This is a genomic window from Flavobacterium sp. (assembly GCF_035292545.1).
GTDB lineage: Bacteria > Bacteroidota > Bacteroidia > Flavobacteriales > Flavobacteriaceae > Flavobacterium.
This window is the reverse complement of record NZ_DATDPV010000057.1, coordinates 1-19637: the sequence shown is the minus strand read 5'-3', so window position 1 is coordinate 19637 and position 19637 is coordinate 1. Positions and strand designations below refer to the sequence as shown.

Annotated in this window: 17 protein-coding genes and 1 pseudogene; 3 read left to right on the top strand and 15 right to left on the bottom strand. The window is 34.8% G+C overall.

Features of this window, described 5'->3' with window-relative positions; genetic code table 11:
- Window positions 1-13 precede the first annotated feature (13 nt).
- The 15 genes from VI621_RS09200 to VI621_RS09130 all read right to left on the bottom strand — a co-directional run bounded on the left by VI621_RS09200 (window position 14) and on the right by VI621_RS09130 (window position 15782).
- On the bottom strand, window positions 14-1480 hold the full coding sequence (locus tag VI621_RS09200; RefSeq protein WP_324218086.1) for a lipopolysaccharide biosynthesis protein: 1467 nt from the start codon (window positions 1478-1480) through the stop codon (window positions 14-16).
- A 96-nt stretch (window positions 1481-1576) separates the two neighbouring features.
- On the bottom strand, window positions 1577-1981 hold the full coding sequence (locus tag VI621_RS09195; RefSeq protein WP_324218230.1) for a GNAT family N-acetyltransferase: 405 nt from the start codon (window positions 1979-1981) through the stop codon (window positions 1577-1579).
- Window positions 1982-2143: 162 nt separating this feature from the next.
- Window positions 2144-3943, bottom strand: coding sequence for a DUF7619 domain-containing protein (locus VI621_RS09190; RefSeq protein WP_324218085.1), 1800 nt, complete (start codon window positions 3941-3943; stop codon window positions 2144-2146).
- Between the two features lie 393 nt (window positions 3944-4336).
- The gene (atpG, locus tag VI621_RS09185) at window positions 4337-5197 is read right to left on the bottom strand and encodes an ATP synthase F1 subunit gamma (protein WP_324218084.1); all 861 of its coding nucleotides are present in this window, start codon (window positions 5195-5197) and stop codon (window positions 4337-4339) included.
- Between the two features lie 77 nt (window positions 5198-5274).
- Entirely contained in the window at window positions 5275-6852 is a 1578-nt protein-coding gene (atpA, locus tag VI621_RS09180; RefSeq protein ID WP_324218083.1) for a F0F1 ATP synthase subunit alpha, read from the bottom strand.
- A gap of 16 nt (window positions 6853-6868) precedes the next feature.
- On the bottom strand, window positions 6869-7402 hold the full coding sequence (gene atpH, locus VI621_RS09175; RefSeq protein WP_324218082.1) for an ATP synthase F1 subunit delta: 534 nt from the start codon (window positions 7400-7402) through the stop codon (window positions 6869-6871).
- 2 nt (window positions 7403-7404) lie between these two features.
- Window positions 7405-7905 carry a F0F1 ATP synthase subunit B gene (locus tag VI621_RS09170; RefSeq protein ID WP_324218081.1) on the bottom strand — a complete coding sequence of 167 codons (501 nt, stop codon included), beginning with the start codon at window positions 7903-7905 and terminating at the stop codon, window positions 7405-7407.
- An 83-nt stretch (window positions 7906-7988) separates the two neighbouring features.
- Window positions 7989-8180, bottom strand: coding sequence for an ATP synthase F0 subunit C (gene atpE, locus VI621_RS09165; protein WP_324218080.1), 192 nt, complete (start codon window positions 8178-8180; stop codon window positions 7989-7991).
- A 33-nt stretch (window positions 8181-8213) separates the two neighbouring features.
- Window positions 8214-9380 carry a F0F1 ATP synthase subunit A gene (atpB, locus tag VI621_RS09160; RefSeq protein WP_324218079.1) on the bottom strand — a complete coding sequence of 389 codons (1167 nt, stop codon included), beginning with the start codon at window positions 9378-9380 and terminating at the stop codon, window positions 8214-8216.
- 118 nt (window positions 9381-9498) lie between these two features.
- Window positions 9499-9897, bottom strand: a complete 399-nt coding sequence (locus tag VI621_RS09155) for a hypothetical protein (RefSeq protein WP_324218078.1) — start codon at window positions 9895-9897, stop codon at window positions 9499-9501.
- 8 nt (window positions 9898-9905) lie between these two features.
- Window positions 9906-10142, bottom strand: coding sequence for an AtpZ/AtpI family protein (locus VI621_RS09150; RefSeq protein ID WP_324218077.1), 237 nt, complete (start codon window positions 10140-10142; stop codon window positions 9906-9908).
- Entirely contained in the window at window positions 10135-10515 is a 381-nt protein-coding gene (locus VI621_RS09145) for a polymer-forming cytoskeletal protein (protein WP_324218076.1), read from the bottom strand. The genes VI621_RS09150 and VI621_RS09145 overlap by 8 nt, the downstream gene beginning before the upstream one ends.
- A 2-nt stretch (window positions 10516-10517) precedes the next feature.
- Window positions 10518-13274: a tetratricopeptide repeat protein gene (locus VI621_RS09140; protein WP_324218075.1), complete on the bottom strand. Its 2757-nt coding sequence runs from the start codon at window positions 13272-13274 to the stop codon at window positions 10518-10520.
- A gap of 284 nt (window positions 13275-13558) precedes the next feature.
- On the bottom strand, window positions 13559-14254 hold the full coding sequence (locus VI621_RS09135; protein WP_324218074.1) for an ABC transporter ATP-binding protein: 696 nt from the start codon (window positions 14252-14254) through the stop codon (window positions 13559-13561).
- A gap of 43 nt (window positions 14255-14297) precedes the next feature.
- On the bottom strand, window positions 14298-15782 hold the full coding sequence (locus VI621_RS09130; protein WP_324218073.1) for a DUF5687 family protein: 1485 nt from the start codon (window positions 15780-15782) through the stop codon (window positions 14298-14300).
- 149 nt (window positions 15783-15931) lie between these two features.
- Between VI621_RS09130 and VI621_RS09125 the strand changes: the two genes are divergently transcribed.
- From VI621_RS09125 to VI621_RS09115, 3 genes and pseudogenes are all read left to right on the top strand, one after another.
- Window positions 15932-16984, top strand: coding sequence for a ferredoxin--NADP reductase (locus VI621_RS09125; RefSeq protein ID WP_324218072.1), 1053 nt, complete (start codon window positions 15932-15934; stop codon window positions 16982-16984).
- A gap of 192 nt (window positions 16985-17176) precedes the next feature.
- Window positions 17177-18034 (top strand): hypothetical protein, encoded by an 858-nt coding sequence (locus VI621_RS09120; RefSeq protein WP_324218071.1) that lies wholly within the window; start codon window positions 17177-17179, stop codon window positions 18032-18034.
- 440 nt (window positions 18035-18474) lie between these two features.
- Window positions 18475-19637 (top strand): annotated as a pseudogene (locus tag VI621_RS09115) (hypothetical protein); the annotation flags it as partial.

Sequence of the window (19637 nt, the reverse complement as noted above, 5' to 3'; positions counted from 1 at the left end):
CGGGAAATAGCTCCTAATTCTTTTTACGTTTAATGATTCGTTCTAATGTTTCTTTTTCGTTGTAATATATGAAATACATGAATACGATTAATAACGAGATTCCAACAAAATAATTCTCTCGGAACCCATAGAATGAAATGGCTGAAAATCCTATGGATAATAAGAGATAGCCGCCTATTTTTTTTATGTCGTACGGAATTGGGTAATATTTGTTTCCGAAATAATAGGAAATAAACATCATGCTTCCGTAGGCCGCAATAGTGGCGATTGCCGAGCCGTAATAACTCATGGTGGGAATCAATAAAAAGTTAAGTCCCAACGTTATTATTGCTCCAATAATCGAAATGTAGGCGCCAATATGGGTTTTGTCGATGAGTTTGTACCAAACGGAAAGATTGGTGTAAATGCCCAGAAAAAAATTGGCAAGAATGATTAACGGTACGACCTTCATGGCTTCCCAATAGGAGGAATCCCGAATCATTAGGTATTTTAAAACATCTGCAAAAACGATTACCGCCAATAAAATAAAGGAGCCAAAAATGATGAAATATTTGGTAATCATGGCGTAGGTTTGCGGCGCATTTTCGTTTGAAGCGTGGCTGAAAAAGAAAGGTTCAATTCCTAAGGTATATGCCGTTCGATATAAAACCATGAATAGTCCTAATTTATAACAGGCGGAATATACGCCAACTTCGGCTTCGGCAATATTTGCTGGCAATAATTCCCCTAAGAGTATTTTATCGAATTGTTCGTTGATGGCAAATGCAAGTCCAGCAACCAAGATTGGCAAGCCATAACGCATCATTCTTTTCCAGAGATCAAAGTCGAAATGCCATTTTAGGTGAAAATAATTGGGCGAAAGCACCAGAAACGTTGCTAAACTAGCGATGATGTTGGCAATAAAGATATACCCGATTTGGAAGTTTTCGAAATATATGGAGTCTAAAAAACTATCCGGATGCGATTGGGCAATTTTGGGTAAAAAAACTAAAAAGAAAACGCTTAAGGTAAGATTGATTACCACGTTTGCAATTTTAATTGCAGCGTAGACCATGGGTTTCTGATAGGCCCTAAGTTTTGAAAAGGGTATGATAACCAAAGCGTCAAGCACTAGAATCCAAATGGCGTATTGTATGTATTGCACATCAATTCCTGATCTTTCGGCTAATGTGTTTTGAAATAATACGGCTCCAAATAAAAACAATATTGAGGTCCAGAAAATGGAAACTGTTGTTGTTTCCACAACCGTTTTTTTGTCGGTTTCATTGTTGTAAAATCTAAAAAATGCCGTTTCCATTCCGTAGGCCAGGATGACATTGAAAAAAATTATGTAAGCAAAGATGATGGACACCTTTCCATATTCAGCTTTTGGCAACAAACCGGTATAAAGCGGAACCAGTAAAAAACTGAACATTCTCGGCAAAACCGTTGCGAGTCCGTAAATGACTGTTTGTTTGAAAAGATTTTTATATAAACTCAAAATGTGACTTGAAAATTTTAATTTGTATGAAACAAAAATAACCAATTCTTTGGTTTATTACTGTTTTATAGATTCAATAAAGTTAGATTTTATGGTTCAGGTTAATCCTTCTTCATCTAAAATTTTTACAAAGTGAAATCCTTTTGGTCCGAAGCCTTGATTGTAATAAAAACGATGCGCGGTAAAATTTGTTGTGTAGGCATCTAAAACAATATTGGTACATCCTAAATCGATTGCTTTTTGTTCAACAAAATCGGTTAATAACTTCCCAATTCCTTTGGATCGATGGTCCGGATGTACAACAAAATTGTCTATTTCTAAATATTTTCCACTCCATAGTTTGGTTGAGGACCAACATCCTGTAATTCCAAGGCAGGTTTCGTTATCAAAAACAGCAATTTGGGTATAGTTATGCGGCACCATTTCTTTTAAATAGGATTCATATTTCTCTATACCAAGTTTTGGATACAAATATTGCATGGTTTCCATTTGAGCCAACATTTCTTCTATAGTGGTAAGTTCTTTGATTTCCAATTTTCAATACTTTAGTTTAATTATTTTATAAAATTAATCAATAAAAAAGAGCCGACAAATGCCGACTCTAAATATTTTAGATAAATAAATTTTTATCCGTTCAAAGATTTCGTTGGTAATCGCTGCTTATTAAATCTTAATGAACTTGCCGCTTGAAGTTCCTTTGTCAGACTTGACTTTTATGATATAATTCCCTGCTTTCAAACTCGTTATATCAATCTCAATTTTAGGTTCCGTAATAACTAAAATTAGTTGTCCGAGTATATTGTAAATGCTAATAGCAGTAATCCTGTCGTTTTGGTTCGTATTGATATTCAAAGTCGTAGTTGCAGGATTCGGGGATATTCTAAATAAATTATTAAACTCGAAACTATTGTTTGCCAACACAGAAACAAATTCAGTGTTAAAAATATTGGTATCGATTGCTGGATTCGTATCGAAATATATTTTTGCCATATTTGGGACATTCGTCCCTACTATAAAACCTGGTTTTAATTTTGCTTTAAAGGTTATATACCCTTTGCCAATATTGGTGCCTGAAACTGAAACTGCTAGTTGAATATTGTCAAATTTCCAACTCAAATTATTTCCTACACGCTCTAAAACGTAACTATTACTGGAACTAATCATTTTTATTGAGGTTTCAGCAATTGCTGGATCTAAAACATCAGTAACGTTTACATTGGTTGCTGGAGCTGTACCGGTATTTTCAAATCGAATGGTATAAGTCAAATAATCGTTTGGAGCGAATGTTGAATATACAATTTTTTCTCCATGGGATTCAGTTTTGTCATTCGGGTCATAAGATGCAACAATAACTTGTGTTAAACTACTGTTATTATTCGTTAATGATATTTCTGTTCCTGTTGTTGAGATACTCGCCGAATTGGTCAACAGTTGCCCAATCGAAACGGTTGGAATGCTTGGCACAGACATTGTGACATCTATAAATCGGGTTTCAAAAGGTGATAAATTGCTAAAATTATAAGTGAACCCACTTGAAGTAGTATTTACAATTTCTGATGTTGCTATAATTGTATTCGCAGGATCATTAGTAAATGTCAAACTCCCATTTGCTATAGTTTGATTACCAAAATTAGTATAACTCAATCTGTTCACATAACTAAAACCAGCTCTTGGACTACTTAAAGGAAGAACATTTGCAGCCAAATCTGTATAATTTATTATACTTGTGATTGGAAAATTTACAGATACCACTCCAGAACTTGCACCAATGTTGACGTTTGTATAATTTGAGACAGCAAGGCTATACATTGCACTATAAACTGGGTCAATGGTATAACTAAAATTGTAGTTATTGGCGGGATTATCTTCAAAAAAATCATAAAATCCAGTTGGTGAAATAATATTCCCGACACTCCCATTGCTGTTCATTTCATATTGAAACTGTCCCAAAGGGAAATTATATTCCACAGAATCTTGATTACCATTACCATTTAAGTCTAAAAAAGCGTTTAAATGAAATCCCGTAGAAATTCCTGGACCACAAGTTACATTTGCAATCCAACCTAAACTTTGTGTTGTAGCATCACTTCTGAACCTAAAAGTCAAGCAACCATCAGGTGATGAGGATGTAAATGGTCCGGGATTTGTGGTGCCCCAAAATGCACCTGATAATCCTCCCGGAACATTACCCGCAGGGTTTGCACTAACAAATTGATTAGCTGTGACTGTACTTCCGTTATAAACATATAAACCATCGTGTCCGGCTTCTGTGTTAAACAAAGTGAACGTTACTGAGATCACGTCGCCTACATTATTTGGACAAATTGTAACAACTTGATCAGAGCCAGGCAAATAATCTCCATTTACTCCACCATTATCATAAAATTGCCCACCACAACTTGGTTGTGAAAAAACCGAAAAAGTTAGAGTAAATACTACGAATGATAATAAAATATTTTTCATATTTTAATTTTTAATTAATTTCAAAATAGTACTGTTGGCTTGGTTTTGCAATCTAGCCATATAATAACCATTCGGAAGTTCCGATAGGGCTATTGAATTAATTTCATTTTTTAAGCATAAAAATTGCTAAAATGAAAATTAAAATAAAAACGAATATAAGGCTTAACTGTGCGATATACCAGATACTGGTAGTAAGGTTTTTAACAAACCAAATGTAGTTAAATTACTTCAAATATAACATTGTTTTTACTTTCGTTATCTTCTTAAATCAGTATTCTATAAAATCAAAATTCCGTACCATTTTATCATTGCAAATAATTTTAAAAAACATCATAAACCACAAAAAAAGAGCCGACAAATGCCGGCTCTTAAATATTTTAGATAAATAAAATTTTATCCATTCAAAGCTTCTGCTCCACCAACAATCTCAAGGATCTCGTTAGTAATGGCAGCCTGACGTGCTTTGTTGTATGTTAATTTTAATTGGTCTCTTAACTCGGTTGCGTTGTCGGTTGCTTTGTGCATAGCCGTCATACGAGCGCCGTGTTCTGAAGCAAATGAATCTCTGATGCCTTTATACAATTGCGTTTTTAATGCCTTTGGAATCAAAGTCAAAACAATTTCCTCTTTTGAAGGTTCAAAAATATAATCTCCTGATGAAACTGGCTTATCAGATTTTATTGGTGCTAAAGGCAAGAATTGTTCAACCTGAACAATTTGAGTCGCGGCGTTTTTAAACTGATTGTACACCAATTCAATTTTATCATATTCGCCAGACAAAAATTTCTTTGTTAAAGCTTCTGCGATTTGAGCTACATTATCAAAAGTCAAATTATCAAAAATAGCGTTTTGATTCTCAACTACCGAAAGTGTTTTGCTTAAAACATCGTTTCCTTTCTTTCCAATAGCAAAAATATCGACTTGTTTCCCGGCGTAAAAAGCAGCGCGGTTTTTAGCTTCTTTGATTGCATTGGTATTAAAAGCACCTGCCAAACCTCTGTTTGAAGTAACCACAACAACCAAAACTTTCTTTACTTCACGTTGTGTTGTAAATTCTCCTCCGGCATCACCTTCAAGTGTAGCAGAAAGGTTTTGTAACAATTCCGTTAATTTTTCGGCATAAGGTCGCATCGCTGTGATTGCATCTTGTGCTTTCTTTAGCTTTGCTGCAGAAACCATTTTCATTGCCGATGTGATTTGCATCGTAGATGAAACGGAAGTAATTCTATTACGGATTTCCTTTAAATTTGCCATTGTTTAATTTGAAAATGTGGTAATCTGAAGATTTAAAAAGGATTTGCTCCTCTTTAAATCTTCAAACTATCAAATTATTAGTTATATTTTGCTGAAATTTCTTTTGCTACTTTTTCGATAACATCAGTAATAGTATCATCTAATTTACCAGCTTTCAAAGCATTAAGCGTATCTCTGTGTTTGTTGTTTAAGTATTCCAAGAAATCTTTCTCGAATTCTTTCACTTTGTTCACAGGAACATTTCTCAATAAGTTTTTAGAACCAGCGTAGATAATTGCTACTTGATCTTCAACAGTATAAGGATCGTTTAAACCTTGTTTCAAGATCTCCACGTTTCTTTTTCCTTTTTCAATTACATTTAAAGTAACGGCATCCAAATCAGAACCAAATTTAGCAAACGCTTCCAATTCACGGAATTGTGCTTGATCTAGTTTTAATGTACCAGCCACTTTTTTCATTGATTTAATTTGAGCATTACCTCCAACACGAGATACCGAAATACCTACGTTAATCGCCGGACGAACTCCAGAATTAAACAAATCTCCATCCAAGAAAATCTGTCCGTCTGTAATCGAAATTACGTTTGTTGGGATATATGCAGAAACGTCACCAGCCTGAGTTTCGATAATTGGTAAAGCAGTCAATGAACCGCCACCTTTTACGATACCTTTTAATGAATCCGGTAAATCGTTCATGTTTCTTGCAATGTCATCATTAGCGATTACTTTACAAGCTCTTTCTAATAATCTACTGTGCAAGTAGAAAACGTCTCCAGGATAGGCTTCACGTCCCGGTGGTCTTCTTAACAAAAGAGAAACCTCACGGTAAGCAACAGCTTGTTTAGATAAATCATCATAAACAATCAAAGCCGGACGACCAGAATCTCTGAAATATTCTCCAATGGCAGCACCTGCGAAAGGAGCGTAAACTTGCATCGGAGCTGGATCAGAAGCATTAGCGGCAACAATAATGGTATAAGCCATTGCGCCTTTTTCTTCTAACATTTTTGCAATTCCTGCTACAGTCGAAGCTTTTTGCCCGATTGCAACATATATACAGTATACAGGTTTTCCTGCATCGTAAAATTCTTTTTGATTCAAAATGGTATCAATACAAACAGTTGATTTACCTGTTTGACGGTCACCAATAACCAATTCACGTTGTCCACGACCAACTGGAATCATAGCATCAACTGCTTTTATCCCTGTTTGTAATGGTTCTGTAACTGGTTGACGAAAGATAACTCCGGGAGCTTTTCTTTCTAATGGCATTTCGTATAAGTCACCACCGATTGGTCCTTTTCCGTCAATAGGAAAACCAAGTGTGTTAACAACACGACCTACCATTTGCTCTCCTGCTTTTAGAGACGCAATACGTTGCGTTCTTTTTGCAGTTGAACCTTCTTTTATTCCGGTTGATGGTCCTAAAAGTACCACACCAACATTGTCTTCTTCAAGATTCAAAACGATCCCTTCCAGTCCGTTATCGAATTCTACAAGCTCTCCGTATTGAACATTTGATAACCCGTAAACACGAGCAATACCATCTCCAACCTGAAGTACTGATCCAACTTCTTCTAAAGTAGCACCTGATTCAAAACCTTCTACTTGCTTTCTTAATATTGCTGAAATTTCAGCAGGTTTAATTTCCGCCATAATTATTTATAAATAACTAGTTACTTAATTCTCTTTTTAAAACTTGTAATCTGTTGGCTACTGAAGCATTGTATTGCTTGTCGCCTATTCTTAAAATAAATCCTCCGATAATCGAAGCATCTACTACGTTTTCAATCGTTACTTTTTTATTTGAGAAGGTAGCGATTTTAGCCAAAACTTTAGCTTCTAAATCAGCATCCATTGGAAAAGCGGTAGTTACTTTCGCAACCTCAACACCATTCATTTCATCAAATAATTTATTGTATTCAGAAGCGATGGCTTCTAAAATTTCAAATCTTTTGTTTTCAAATAACAAATGGAACAATCCTTTTGTTACTCCGTTCACCTCGGCAAAAATTTCTTGTAAAGCATTTTCTTTAATCTCAACTTTAATGGTTGGATTTTGAATAAAAGTATTCAATTCCAAATTTCCTTTAATCGTTGACATAATCAAAAACATATCATTACTTACTGCTTCAGCGACATTTTTTGATGAAGCCAAATCCAGAATTGCTTTTGCGTAACGAATTGCTGCTCTAGTACTTGCCATAGTTAGTTTAATTTAACGTCACCTAACATTTTCTCAACCAATTTAGTTTGAGCTTCTTTGTCAGACAGTTCGTTTTTCAATAATTTTTCAGCGATTTCGATAGACAAAGTAGAAACTTGCAATTTCAATTCAGCCATAGCTGCATTTTTTTCGCTATTGATTGCTGCTTTAGCTTGTTCGATCATTTGAAGACCAGTAGCTTGTGCTTCAGTTTTTGAATCAGCAATCATTTTTTCTTTCATTTCACGCGCCTCTTTTAGCATCGTGTCACGTTCCATTCTTGCTTCCTGCAAAATACGTTGGTTATCTGCCTGAAGATTTTGCATTTCTTTTCTGGCGTTTTCAGCAGAAAGTAAGGCATTTTTGATTCCTTCTTCTCTCTCATTAACTGCGTCAAGAATAGGCTTCCAAGCGAATTTTTTAAGTAAAAGAATTAATCCAACAAATATCAATATTTGCCAGAAGAACAAACCTAACTCAAACTGATTTATTAACTTTTCCATATTATGTATTTAAAAAAATATTTAATTTAATAATAAAACAATAGTTACAACCAACCGTTGCAACTATTGTTTTTGAGTTTTAATTAAGATGCGAATAACGCAGCAAAACCAATACCTTCAATTAACGCAGCAGCAATAAGCATAGCTGTTTGGATTTTTCCTGAAGCTTCTGGTTGACGAGCAATAGCGTCCATTGCTGAACCACCAATTTTACCAATACCTAAACCTGCTCCGATTACAATTAATCCTGCTCCTACAATTTCTGGAATTTGCATAATATATATATTAAAAATTAAACATTCAATTTATTAATGACTCTCTTCGTGATGAGCCTCTTCATGATGATGTTCTTCTACCGCTGAACCGAAGTACAAAGCAGATAACATCGTAAAAATATAAGCCTGTAAAAATGCAACCAATATTTCAAGGATAGAAAGCGCAAATGACAATCCAAATGACAAAGTGCTTCCTAACCAACTTTTAAAGATAAACATTAAACCAATAATACTCATCAAAACGATATGTCCTGCAAAAATGTTTGCATACAAACGTATCATTAATGAAAATGGTTTAATGATGATTCCTAAAAGTTCAATTGGCGCTAATACGATTCGCATTACTTTTGGTACACCTGGCATCCAGAAAATATGTCCCCAATAGTTTTTGTTAGCCGTAAGATTCGTAATTATAAAAGTAAGTATCGCTAAAGAAAATGTGATGGTAAGATTTCCGGTAGCATTGATTCCAAATGGCATTAAACCAAAAAGATTCAAGAATAAGATGAAGAAAAATATAGTCAACAAATAACTCATGTATCTCTTGTAATGTTTTTCGCCAATATTTGGAATAGCGATTTCGTCACGGATGTACAATACAACCGGTTCAAAAATTCTACCTGCTCCAGATGCAATTCCATTATTTTTTTTATATGATTTTGCCAAACCGCTAAATAATAAAACCATCAAAAGCGCCGCAACCATTATCGATAAAACTGTTTTTGTAATAGAGAAATCTAACGGACGAACATTTGTCGGAAAGCCATTTTCTCCTTCAGTTATTGTTCCAGAAGCGTCTGTTTTGTATATTTTACCGTCGTGGTGGTTAATTTTGTAGAAGTTTCCATTAGATTCGGCTACTGCTTCACCATGATGAAATTTAGAAGACGAGAAAACCTGCAATCCATTATCCCATAGAATAACCGGTAAAGGAAACCCGTAATGTTTTCCGGCTTCTTCATCTGAAAAGAAAGTAAAATCATGAGAATCCAAAACGTGATGCTTAACAAATGCTTTAATTTTAGATTTTACATCTGTTGGTTCCGCATGCGCTGTTTCATGAGCATTTTCTGTTGCTACCTGATGCGTTTCAGTAGTAACATGCACTGAATCCTGTACAGGATTTGCAAAACTGAACAACGGAAGACACGCTACTAAAGTCGCTACTATAAATCTGAGTGGTTTATTTGAAATCCCCATATCTTTTAAATGTCTTTATTTTTACGTTTCTAAAATTTGGTGCAAAGGTACATTTTAAATTAATATTCCAAAGGCAATAAATATTTTTTTCTGTAATTATTATGACTGAATTAATGTTTTACTGTTTATTGTTTAATAATCGTATCGTTATTATGGTTTCTATTGCTAAAAACAGCATGAAAATGATAAAAAAGTTGATTTTCTCTGATTCTTGACTATGATTCCCATTTTGCAATATTGGCCTTAACAAAAAATAAGAAACCGCCATTTTTAAACTTGTGAGCAACAAGAAGGAATAACCTACATTGTCTAAATTTTTTTCTCTGATTTTTACTAATATGAAAAGTATCAGCACTGATGCCACCGAAAAGAAACCAAACAATTGCTCTAATGAATACTCAAACGTCTCGGCTGTTTTTGCCAAATTCGAAACATTAAAAATAATTTTGTGAACAATATATAAAGGAACTGCAATGATTAACGCTTCTAAAATTGGCCTATATTTTTTAAAATCCATTTCCTTAATTATTCAGGTGATTTGTTGATTTCTTTGACTTGTCTCATTACATTATAGAGAGCCAAAAAAACACCGACCACCACTAAAATCTTAACATAATATACTTTTGGGTGGGGATGATTTTCATCTAACCAGTTGCCTAGATAGGAAAATAAAAAAATAATGACCCCCATTTGAATAGGAATATTAATCAATGCGATCCATTTATTGGATTTCGTTTTCTTGGGCTCAATATTTTCAGTCATTTGGAATCACGTTTTTCACATTAGGTTTCATTGCGCAAGTTGCGCTAAAATCGGCACCGGGCTCTACGGATAATTTTCCGCAAATTACTTCGCCGTGAATACTCGATTTTGATTTAACATTCAAAATTTCTGTCACTTCGATTTTGCCTTCAAATTTACCTTCGATGTCTGCGTTTTTACAAATGATATCGCCTTTTACACTTCCTGCCGGGCCTATGACAATTTTCCCTTTTGATTGGAAATTCCCAATCAAATGTCCGTCTAACCTGAAATCTGCCGGCGAAACAATATCGCCATTTATAGTGGTTCCTTCTACAATTCTATTGGTTTTACCTAAAAGGTCTGTGTATGATTTTGGGCTTTTTTCAAACATATTTACGGTTTTTTAGGAGGTGAAATTGGACTTGGTGGCGTTGAATCCTCTTCTAAAATTGGTGGTTGTGTTGACTTTTGTGCTGGAATAACCGGAGCCGGCGGCGGATTTTGCGTCGGAACCGGAGTTACGGGTGCGGTTGAAACCGGAGCTGGCGCTAAATACTCCTCCAGGCTCTTTTTGATTTGAACCACTTTATAATTGTAACTTGACATTATTACAGGAATTTGAGTGATTTTATAATCTTTAAATTCTTTCAGAATCGATACAATTCCCTTGGCATATTCTTCTGAAATTATCCCGTGAATTACCACAAAATTTTCATTCATGCTATAAGTGTCATTAGACGAAGTTAATTTATCAAATGGTCTGCTTGTGAGGAATTTATTGATTTTGTCCAGTAAAGTTTTGTTGTTTTTATCATCGTTATAGGCAACTTTGTACAATATTTTCCAGCTTTTTGAAACTTCCGTATTGAATTTCAAATTCTCCAACAATGGAATATCTTTTCCTAAAAGAACTTCGGCCTGTTTCCCTTCTTCGCTGTAAGGATAATTCAATGCTACAAAATTGAGTGCCTTTTTGTATTCGCCTAATCCTTTTAATTTTCCGATTGTATTGGCTTTCAATAATTCAAATTTCGGAATCAATTCTTCTCCCGTGTATTGGCTTATAGCCATTTCTACATTAGTATATACCGTTCTGTAATCGCCGGATTCGTATAATTTATACATTTTATTGTACGCCGTTTCGGGCGTCTCTATTAAAATGGCGTCTTCAGAATTGACATTGTTTAGAATCTGTGCGTAACGCGATTCCGGATATTGACTGACGATGTTGTTTTTCATCGCCACCGCTTTGTCTTTATCTATAATTTCATAAATTTTATTCAAATTATACATCGACGGAAGTACCAATCTTTCTTCCGGATTATTTTTTAGAAGCTGCTCAAATTTGTTGGCCGCTAATTGATATTCTTTGAATTTTTCTTTATAAATAACGCCCAATTGGAAATAAGCAAAATTGCGTTCTTTGGCAATACTATCAATGGCTGTTTGTGTTTTTGGTAATTGTTTCAGGTAAAATTCTGCAGAATACTTTTCTTCTGATTTATTTACTTTTTCACTTCCTATTGTTTCTCCATTATCATCCCCTTCAACAACATCATTTACATCAGAACTTAATTTTTCTGTCGATAATCTCCAATTGTTTTTATATGCTCTATCGCCCCATTTTTTTCTGAACTCAGTTTTGCCAAAAGCAACGGTCGTAGGATTATAAAAATAGAAATCACTTTGTTTTGTTTCGATAGCAGCATTCATCGCTCCGGGTGGCATCATTAATGATTTTTCCTGAGAAATCGCTTCCTCTTTAACATTCCCAATCTGGTTGTCTATACCCTTGTTTTCCTGAGTCTTATTTTTTTCTTTTTCCAGTAATGCTTTTTTAATTTCGTCTTCTTTTTTTAGCTTGGTTATGTAGTTTTCATAAAAAGCAACCCTGTCCGTTTGAGACATGGAAACCATTTGCAGGATACTGTCATTCCTTGTCGCAATTCCTTCATATTTAATAACATCAATCAGGTTTTCTCTTTTCTTTTTAATCAATTTATGCTCTCTTGACCTTACATTTAACTGCACCAGAGTACTGTCGTAATATTGTCCTGCAGTTAAATATTTAGCTTTATTGAAATTAAGATCTGCCAGATTCCGGTAATTAGAAGCCGCCAAATAAGTGTCTTGTGATCTCGCTTTAAGTGATTTGTTATAATATTTCTGGGCGATATCGTATTTTTTATTTTTATCGTAAAACAATCCCATTTGATGATTCAACACGTCAAGATAAGGTCTGTTTTCTCTGTCTTTTAATAACTTGTTGAAGTTTTTCAAAAAAGCAATAGTGTCCCCTTTTTCAAAATCGAACTGTTGTGCTTGTTTGGCATGGGCGTGAATTACATATTGTCTTGGCGCTTTTCTCTTCATATCAATAACGGATTGATAGGTCGCAAAGGCGCTGTCTTTATAGCCTAATTCCTCATAGATTTGCGCCAGGATAAAACGATATCTGGCTTTTTCTTCTTTTTGTTTGGTGAATTCTACAGCCAATTTCATTTTTGCAACAGCGCTGTCTTTTTGTTCGATGTTTAAAAAAGCCTGGGATAAAATGGCATTGGCATCGGCGAAAACCTGGTCTTTAAATTTGATTTCTTTTAGCAATTTTCTCAGATTGTTTACCGCCAAAGCATCGTTTTCCATGCGAATGTTGGTTTTTTCTCTCCAGATTTTTGCTTCATAAATCTTATCACTGTTGGGATATTTGTATAAAATATAATTGAAAGCCTCAAGTGCAGGAACAAATCTCTGGTCATAATATCTTGCTTTCCCAAGCATTAAGTGTGCCTCATCCATTTGAGGGTTTTTTTCGGCACCGCCAATGTTCATCGAGTGTTTTTGAATGGCTTTTATGGCTTTGGTTTCAGCACGTTCAAAATTGGCGTTTTTGGTTTGACCCGGAAGAAGTGTTTCTTCATTAATTTGCATTCTTTCGATAGGCAATCGTTCCCAAAAGTTATCTTTGTAAGTTGATTTGAGTTCTGTAATTCCTGTTTCCAGTGCCATTCCGCCGTTATACAAAATATTGTATTCCGTACTCAGCGCATGTGAATTTCTAGAAACGAAGCTATTTTTTTTGGTAGAACAAGCTATCAAAAAAAATAAAAATCCTATGATAATCGAATATTTAGGTAAGTTGTTTTTCAATGTAAAACGTTTTTATTCTTAAACTTGTAAAAGCTGAATTTAGTGTATGGACTTGTAAAAATACGTTTCTTTTTGATATGGTAAACTGTTAAACAAGTATTTTTGAAAACCGAAGGGTTCATTTTGTGGTTTTTAGCGTGAGATTTGAGATTAAGAGGAGAACAGCCAGTGGCTGTTAGGTATTTATTCCTTTGTTTTGGGCAAAGATTTCCTCATTATATTTTATACGGAAGGGATAGCCCGACCGTGAATTTTTCTTTCAGGGTCACGCCATAAATAAATTTTTAGACTGCAAAAAAAGCTTCCAATTCCTTTAGGGTTTCCGCCGAAGTTTGAATGTCTTTTACAATTTCGCCTTTGGTCAATGCTACAATTCTATTGCAAACCTCAACGGTATGTTGCAAATCATGACTGGAAACCAAAATGGTGACATTGGGGTCTTCAGCCAATTCTTTGATGATTTTTTTTAGTCGATTTACCGATGTCGGGTCTAAATTGGCAAACGGTTCATCAAGAATGACTACCTCGGGGTTTCCGATTAAAGTGGCAATTATGCCGACTTTTTTCTGATTTCCTTTGGATAAATCCCTTAAATATTTTTTGTTTTTCAGGATTTCTCCATTGAAAAATTCTTCATGTTTTGTTAAAAGTGTCGCTACTTCGGCTTTGCTTTGTTTGCGTAAATCTCCAATGAAATAGAAATATTCTTCGGCGGTCAGATAACCTATCAGGAAACTTTCGTCTATAAAAGCAGCAGTGAAAGGTTTCCAGTGTTCGCTTGTATGAACCGGAATTGAATTGTTGATAATGTCTCCAGTTGTTGGTCGAATTAAATCCAATAATAAACTGAAAAAAGTGGTTTTCCCTGCGCCATTATTCCCTACTAATCCAAAGCTTTGTCCTTTTGGAATGTTTAGATTTTCTATTTTTAAAACCGTGGTGCCGTTATATGTTTTTGATAGTTGGTTTACTTGTATCATTGTTTTATTTTTATTTTTTGCGAGAACTCGTAGGCTCTAAATATTAATTTTCCTGTTGTTTGAAGCCGTTTATGGTATCATATTTTCTTTTGCGATAGCCTTCGGAGATTTTAATCATCATTAAATTTCTAAAAGCCAATCCCAGAACTCCCATTGATGCTAAAACTATTGTGGCAATTTCTGTATTGAAAATTTTAGAAGCACTATAAAAAAGTAATGCCGGAGCCAACATCAACGGTAACCCGATAATCCATTGTGTAGCACCTGTTCCCTGATAATTCATAAATTGGCTTTTTTCTAAATCGACTCGTTTTTTGTTGAACGAACCCGCAAATAATAAAATCGGAATATTTATCCCTAAATTATAAACCGCGCATGCCAGATTTAGGATTAATATGTGCCAGCCAAAATAAACGTAAGGCATACTTAAAATCGCTAAAACTATTACCGAAACTGACATTAATCCCGCTTTTGAGTCTAAATATTGTTTCATGGGAATGTTTTGAGACATCAACATTGCATAATAATTACCGTCCCACGATGGAATGAACTGTCCGAAATTTATCATGAAAATTCCCGATATCAGTATGCCAACGATTACTAACATTACTGAAGATTCTTGTAAACTCGGATTCGGATAAATCAACAATCCATAGGCTAAAAAAATAATTGATATCCAAATCGTGGTTTTTGGTCGTTTGTTTCTCCAGATCATTTTTAAATCCAATTGCAGAAAAGGCGCCATTTTACCAAACCACTTTGTCCAGCTAAAATCAGAAGTATTTGCATCTTGAACTTTCGATTTTAACGAACTGTCTAAATAAAAATTGCTTTTTAAAAAGTTGAAATTTAAAAAATACAATCCCATTAAAATTAGGATTGGAATCAAAGCCAATACTGGCTGTTTTATTAATGTATCCAAAGCGCTTCCTAAGAAAATGCTGGTTTTAAATATTTCCAGATATTCCAATCCCACCAACAATAATCCTAAAGTCAGGATAAGAACAAATGTTTTGATGTTTTCGGCAAAGATTTTTTTAATTAAAAAGTTGGCGTAGTTTACGGTTAAAGCCAAAACATACATTACCATCATCCAAATGAATATATTGAAGGTGCCGTAATTTCCTTTTAAAATACAAAAGATCCCAAAAGGAATAATGACCAACAATGGAAAAATATTATATATGGAAATCAAACTTTTAAGTAAAACAAAATGTATTACTGCCTGCTTTTTAATCGGCAAAACCATCAGTGGTTTGATGTTTATTACCGGCAAACTTTGCATGAAAAATCTAAATATTAATTCCGCAACCAGCCAAAAAACAGCAAACCCGTTTAAAACAGCCAAAGGTTTCTGCTCGGGGAAAAATTTCTGCAGCAAAGGATAAAGTGCAATTCCCAAAACCAAAAAGGACACCAGAAAATAAACCGCCAGAAAACCCAAGAAAATTTTCAGACCAATGCTTTTGCCTACACTTGCCGAACGGAAAAAAGCCTTCCATTCCAAATTAATAAAATGTTTGAACATGTTTTTTACTCTGTTTTTTTAAATTTTTGGTGTAAAAGTAAGAAAATATTACATTTCAAAATTTGCGATTTTTACAAAATAAAATTAGTCGTGCCAATTATATTCTTCATCTTAATACTTTTTTCTACTTTTGTAAAAAAATTACCCCCATGTCATCATTTTATAAATTAAAAATAAAAGAAGTAAGACACGAAACCAAGGATGCGGTTTCTGTTTTATTTAATGTCCCTGCAGAATTACAACCCGATTATACTTTTATCGCAGGACAATATATCAATTTGAAATTAACTTTGGACGGGAAAGAAATTCGTCGCGCCTACTCGATTTGTTCTTCACCAGAAAGTGGGGAATTGCGAATTGCTGTAAAAGCCGTTTCGAATGGTGCTTTTTCCCAATTTGCCATTACCAAATTAAAAGCCGGCGATACTATAGAAGTTGGAATTCCGGAAGGTAAATTTACATTTGAACCCCAAGCCGACAGACAAAAAAACTATGCTGCTTTTGTGGCCGGAAGCGGAATAACACCCGTTATGTCAATTATTCAAGCGGTTTTGAAGAGTGAACCAAAAAGTACCTTTGTATTGGTTTATGGAAATAAATCGCCCGAAGAAACTATTTTTCATCAGCAGCTTCATGATTTGCAATTGCAAAATGTGGGACGTTTTTTCGTTCATTATGTTTACAGTAAGGCTAAAGTTGAAAATGAATTATTTGGCAGGATAGAAAAATCGACAGTGAATTTTGTGTTGAATAATAAGCACAAAGAAATCAACTTTGATAAGTTCTATTTGTGCGGTCCCGAAGAAATGATTAATACGGTTAGCGCTGTTTTGAAAGAGCATAATGTTAAAGAATCCGCTATTAAATTCGAATTGTTTTCGGCATCAACAGCGGAACATAAAATTGAAAAATCATTAGAAGGCCATACAAAAATAACGGTTTTGGTTGATGATGAAGAAACGACATTTGAAATGTCACAAAAACAAACTTTGCTTGAAGCCGCTCTAAAACAAGGCATTGACGCTCCTTATTCTTGTCAGGGTGGGATTTGCAGCAGTTGCTTGGCCAGAATAACCACCGGAACAGCTGAAATGAAGAAAAATTCTATTCTAACTGATGGCGAAATTGCCCAAGGTTTAGTGTTAACCTGTCAGGCACATCCTACTTCAAAAGAAATTTATGTAGATTATGATGATGTGTAAGAGGACGTTACTATTTTTTACTTCATAATTCTATGAAATAATAAATATATTGAAAAATCCGATTAGGAATTATGTTCTTAGTCGGATTTTTTGGTTTTTAATCGAGTTTGTTAAGATTTAAATTTTATATAAACCTTTAGAGAGTACTCTTGCTAACTTTTTAATTGTAAAAACAAATACCACGCAAGAATTATGTCATTCATAAACAAAGTTTTAAAAAATCATTTAAGCATTCTATGCTATACCTTTTTTTTATTTTTTACTGCCCTTTTAAATGCTCAAGTCGGAGTTGGAACTACCTCTCCAAAAGGAGCGCTTGATGTAACCAGTACAACAACTGGTTTTTTAATGCCTCGAATTGTGCTTACAGCAACAAATGTTTCATCTCCTGTTACAAACCCGAACGGGCCTGCTCTAGAAATTGGAACAATGGTATTCAATACAAATACGACTGCGGGAACTTATGGAGTAATCCCTGGTTTATATTTTTGGGATGGGGTTAAATGGGTATCTCAAATCCATAGAAATTATAAAACAAGCTTTAGCCAAAGTGATGCTTTAACTGTGGCAACTACTTCAGGCGCTTATTCCAATATAACGGGTTTAAATGCAAAAACCTTTATTGCGCCCTATGATGGTGAGTATCAAATTATTTTTTCGGGATATCTAGGAGCTACTCCAGTATTCAAAAAGACTACCAATGTAGGTGCCTCAAGAGATATTGATGGCTATGCTGCCACTGGTTTTGTCGAAGGGAATTTTAGATTAACGGTAAATGGAACTAATTACGATAAATATTCCTATTCAATAAGTCTATATCGGTCTAGTAATGGGGCTAATGGATCTGGCGGATCCGATCTTTATCAATTATTTAACGAAGTGACTATTATTGTTACAATAAACTTAACTTCCGGAGCCACTTGTACCCTTAACGGTGCTTACACTGGAGCCGATAATGACAACACCACCACCCCAAACCCACATGTAGTAGGCTCTTTAGGAACTTTAGGGAATAAATGTGAAATAAATATTGCTTATATGGGCAAGTAATTATTTTAAATATATAAACTGATGTACGTATCGCTGGAATCGTTTTCTATTCAAAACCGAATGTCTTCTGGAGGATATTAACGGTGGAAAGTTTTGATTTAACTCAAAGTATAAATACTTTTATAACAAAAACATTGAAAAAGTTGTCCAGATAAAATAACAATCGAAACTTCCAATAGAAACGGAATTTGCAAAAAGGCTGATCTTGATTCGTCAAGCACTTCCAATTTTAAAAATCATTTAGCAAATTTTAGCATCCGAAACTGAAACACAAGCGTAACTTCTTATAAAACAGACCAAACCATGTATTTGGTCGGCTTTTTTTGCTCTTAATCGAAAAAAATATAAATTGTTTAACAAAACACCTTCTAATTGTTACTATTTGATAGATTTGCACAGTTTTTAAAAAAAAACTAACAAAAAAACCAATCTAATAATTAATGAAGAATCTTTACCCTATTTCGTTTTGCATTATTTTATTTCTATTTTCTATCAACTCCTTTTCACAAGTCGGAATTGGAACCACTACCCCAGATGTCAGTTCTGCTTTAGACATAGCTTCTACAACTGCCGGATTATTGGCACCAAGAATGACACAAGCCCAAAAAACAGCCATTGCTACACCAGCCACAGGTTTATTAATATATCAAACTGACGGTACTGCAGGTTTTTATTATTATAACGGTTCGGCTTGGATGCCGTTTGGTTCCGCTGGATGGGCTTTGACCGGAAACGCGGGAACAGTTCCTGCAACTAATTTTTTAGGAACAACAGATGCTCAAGACTTTGTGATTAAAGCCAATAATGCAGAGGCCATTCGCATACAGTCTGGTGGCAATGTTGGAATTGGAACAAATGCGCCAAGTACTAAATTACATATTGTTGGATCGTCTGCATCTACTTTATTAACCGATGGGTTTGAAGATAGTACCATTGCTCCTTTTGCTACTTCAGGAACTGGGGGAAACTGGACGGTAACATCGGCAGCCGGAGAATTTAATGCTGGAACGAAAGGCGCAAAATCTGGCGGTGGTGTTAATTCCTCCGTTTCGGACTTAACCTATACAACTGCTTCTGTTCCAGCTTCTGGAGGAAATGTTTCGTTTGCTTTAAAAACTGCTAGCGAGTCAACCTTTGATTTTCTTGTTTTCTATATTGATGGAGTGGAAAAAGCAAGATGGAGTGGAGCAACTGCCTGGACAACTGTCAGCTATGCGTTGACAAGTGGGGTTCATAATCTAAAATGGACTTATTTAAAAGATTCCTCAACACATGATGCGATAGACAGGGTTTTTATTGATACCGTACTAATTACTTCCCCGGGAAGTGGAATCGTACGAATTGTTGACGGTTTAGAATCAACCGGCAAAGTGTTAACCTCAGATGCTTCCGGGAATGCTTCATGGCAAACAGCTACCAATGCTTATACTTTTACCAATGCATTAACCAATACCGCTGGAACTGTAAAATTGGGCGGAGCGCTAATTGAAAGCACAACAATTGCAGCAACTTCATTCCCATTGAATGTAAGCAGCTTAAACAAACCTTATATGCTGCATGTTGATAATAATGAAGATGTTGTAAAATTTGGTCATGACGGATC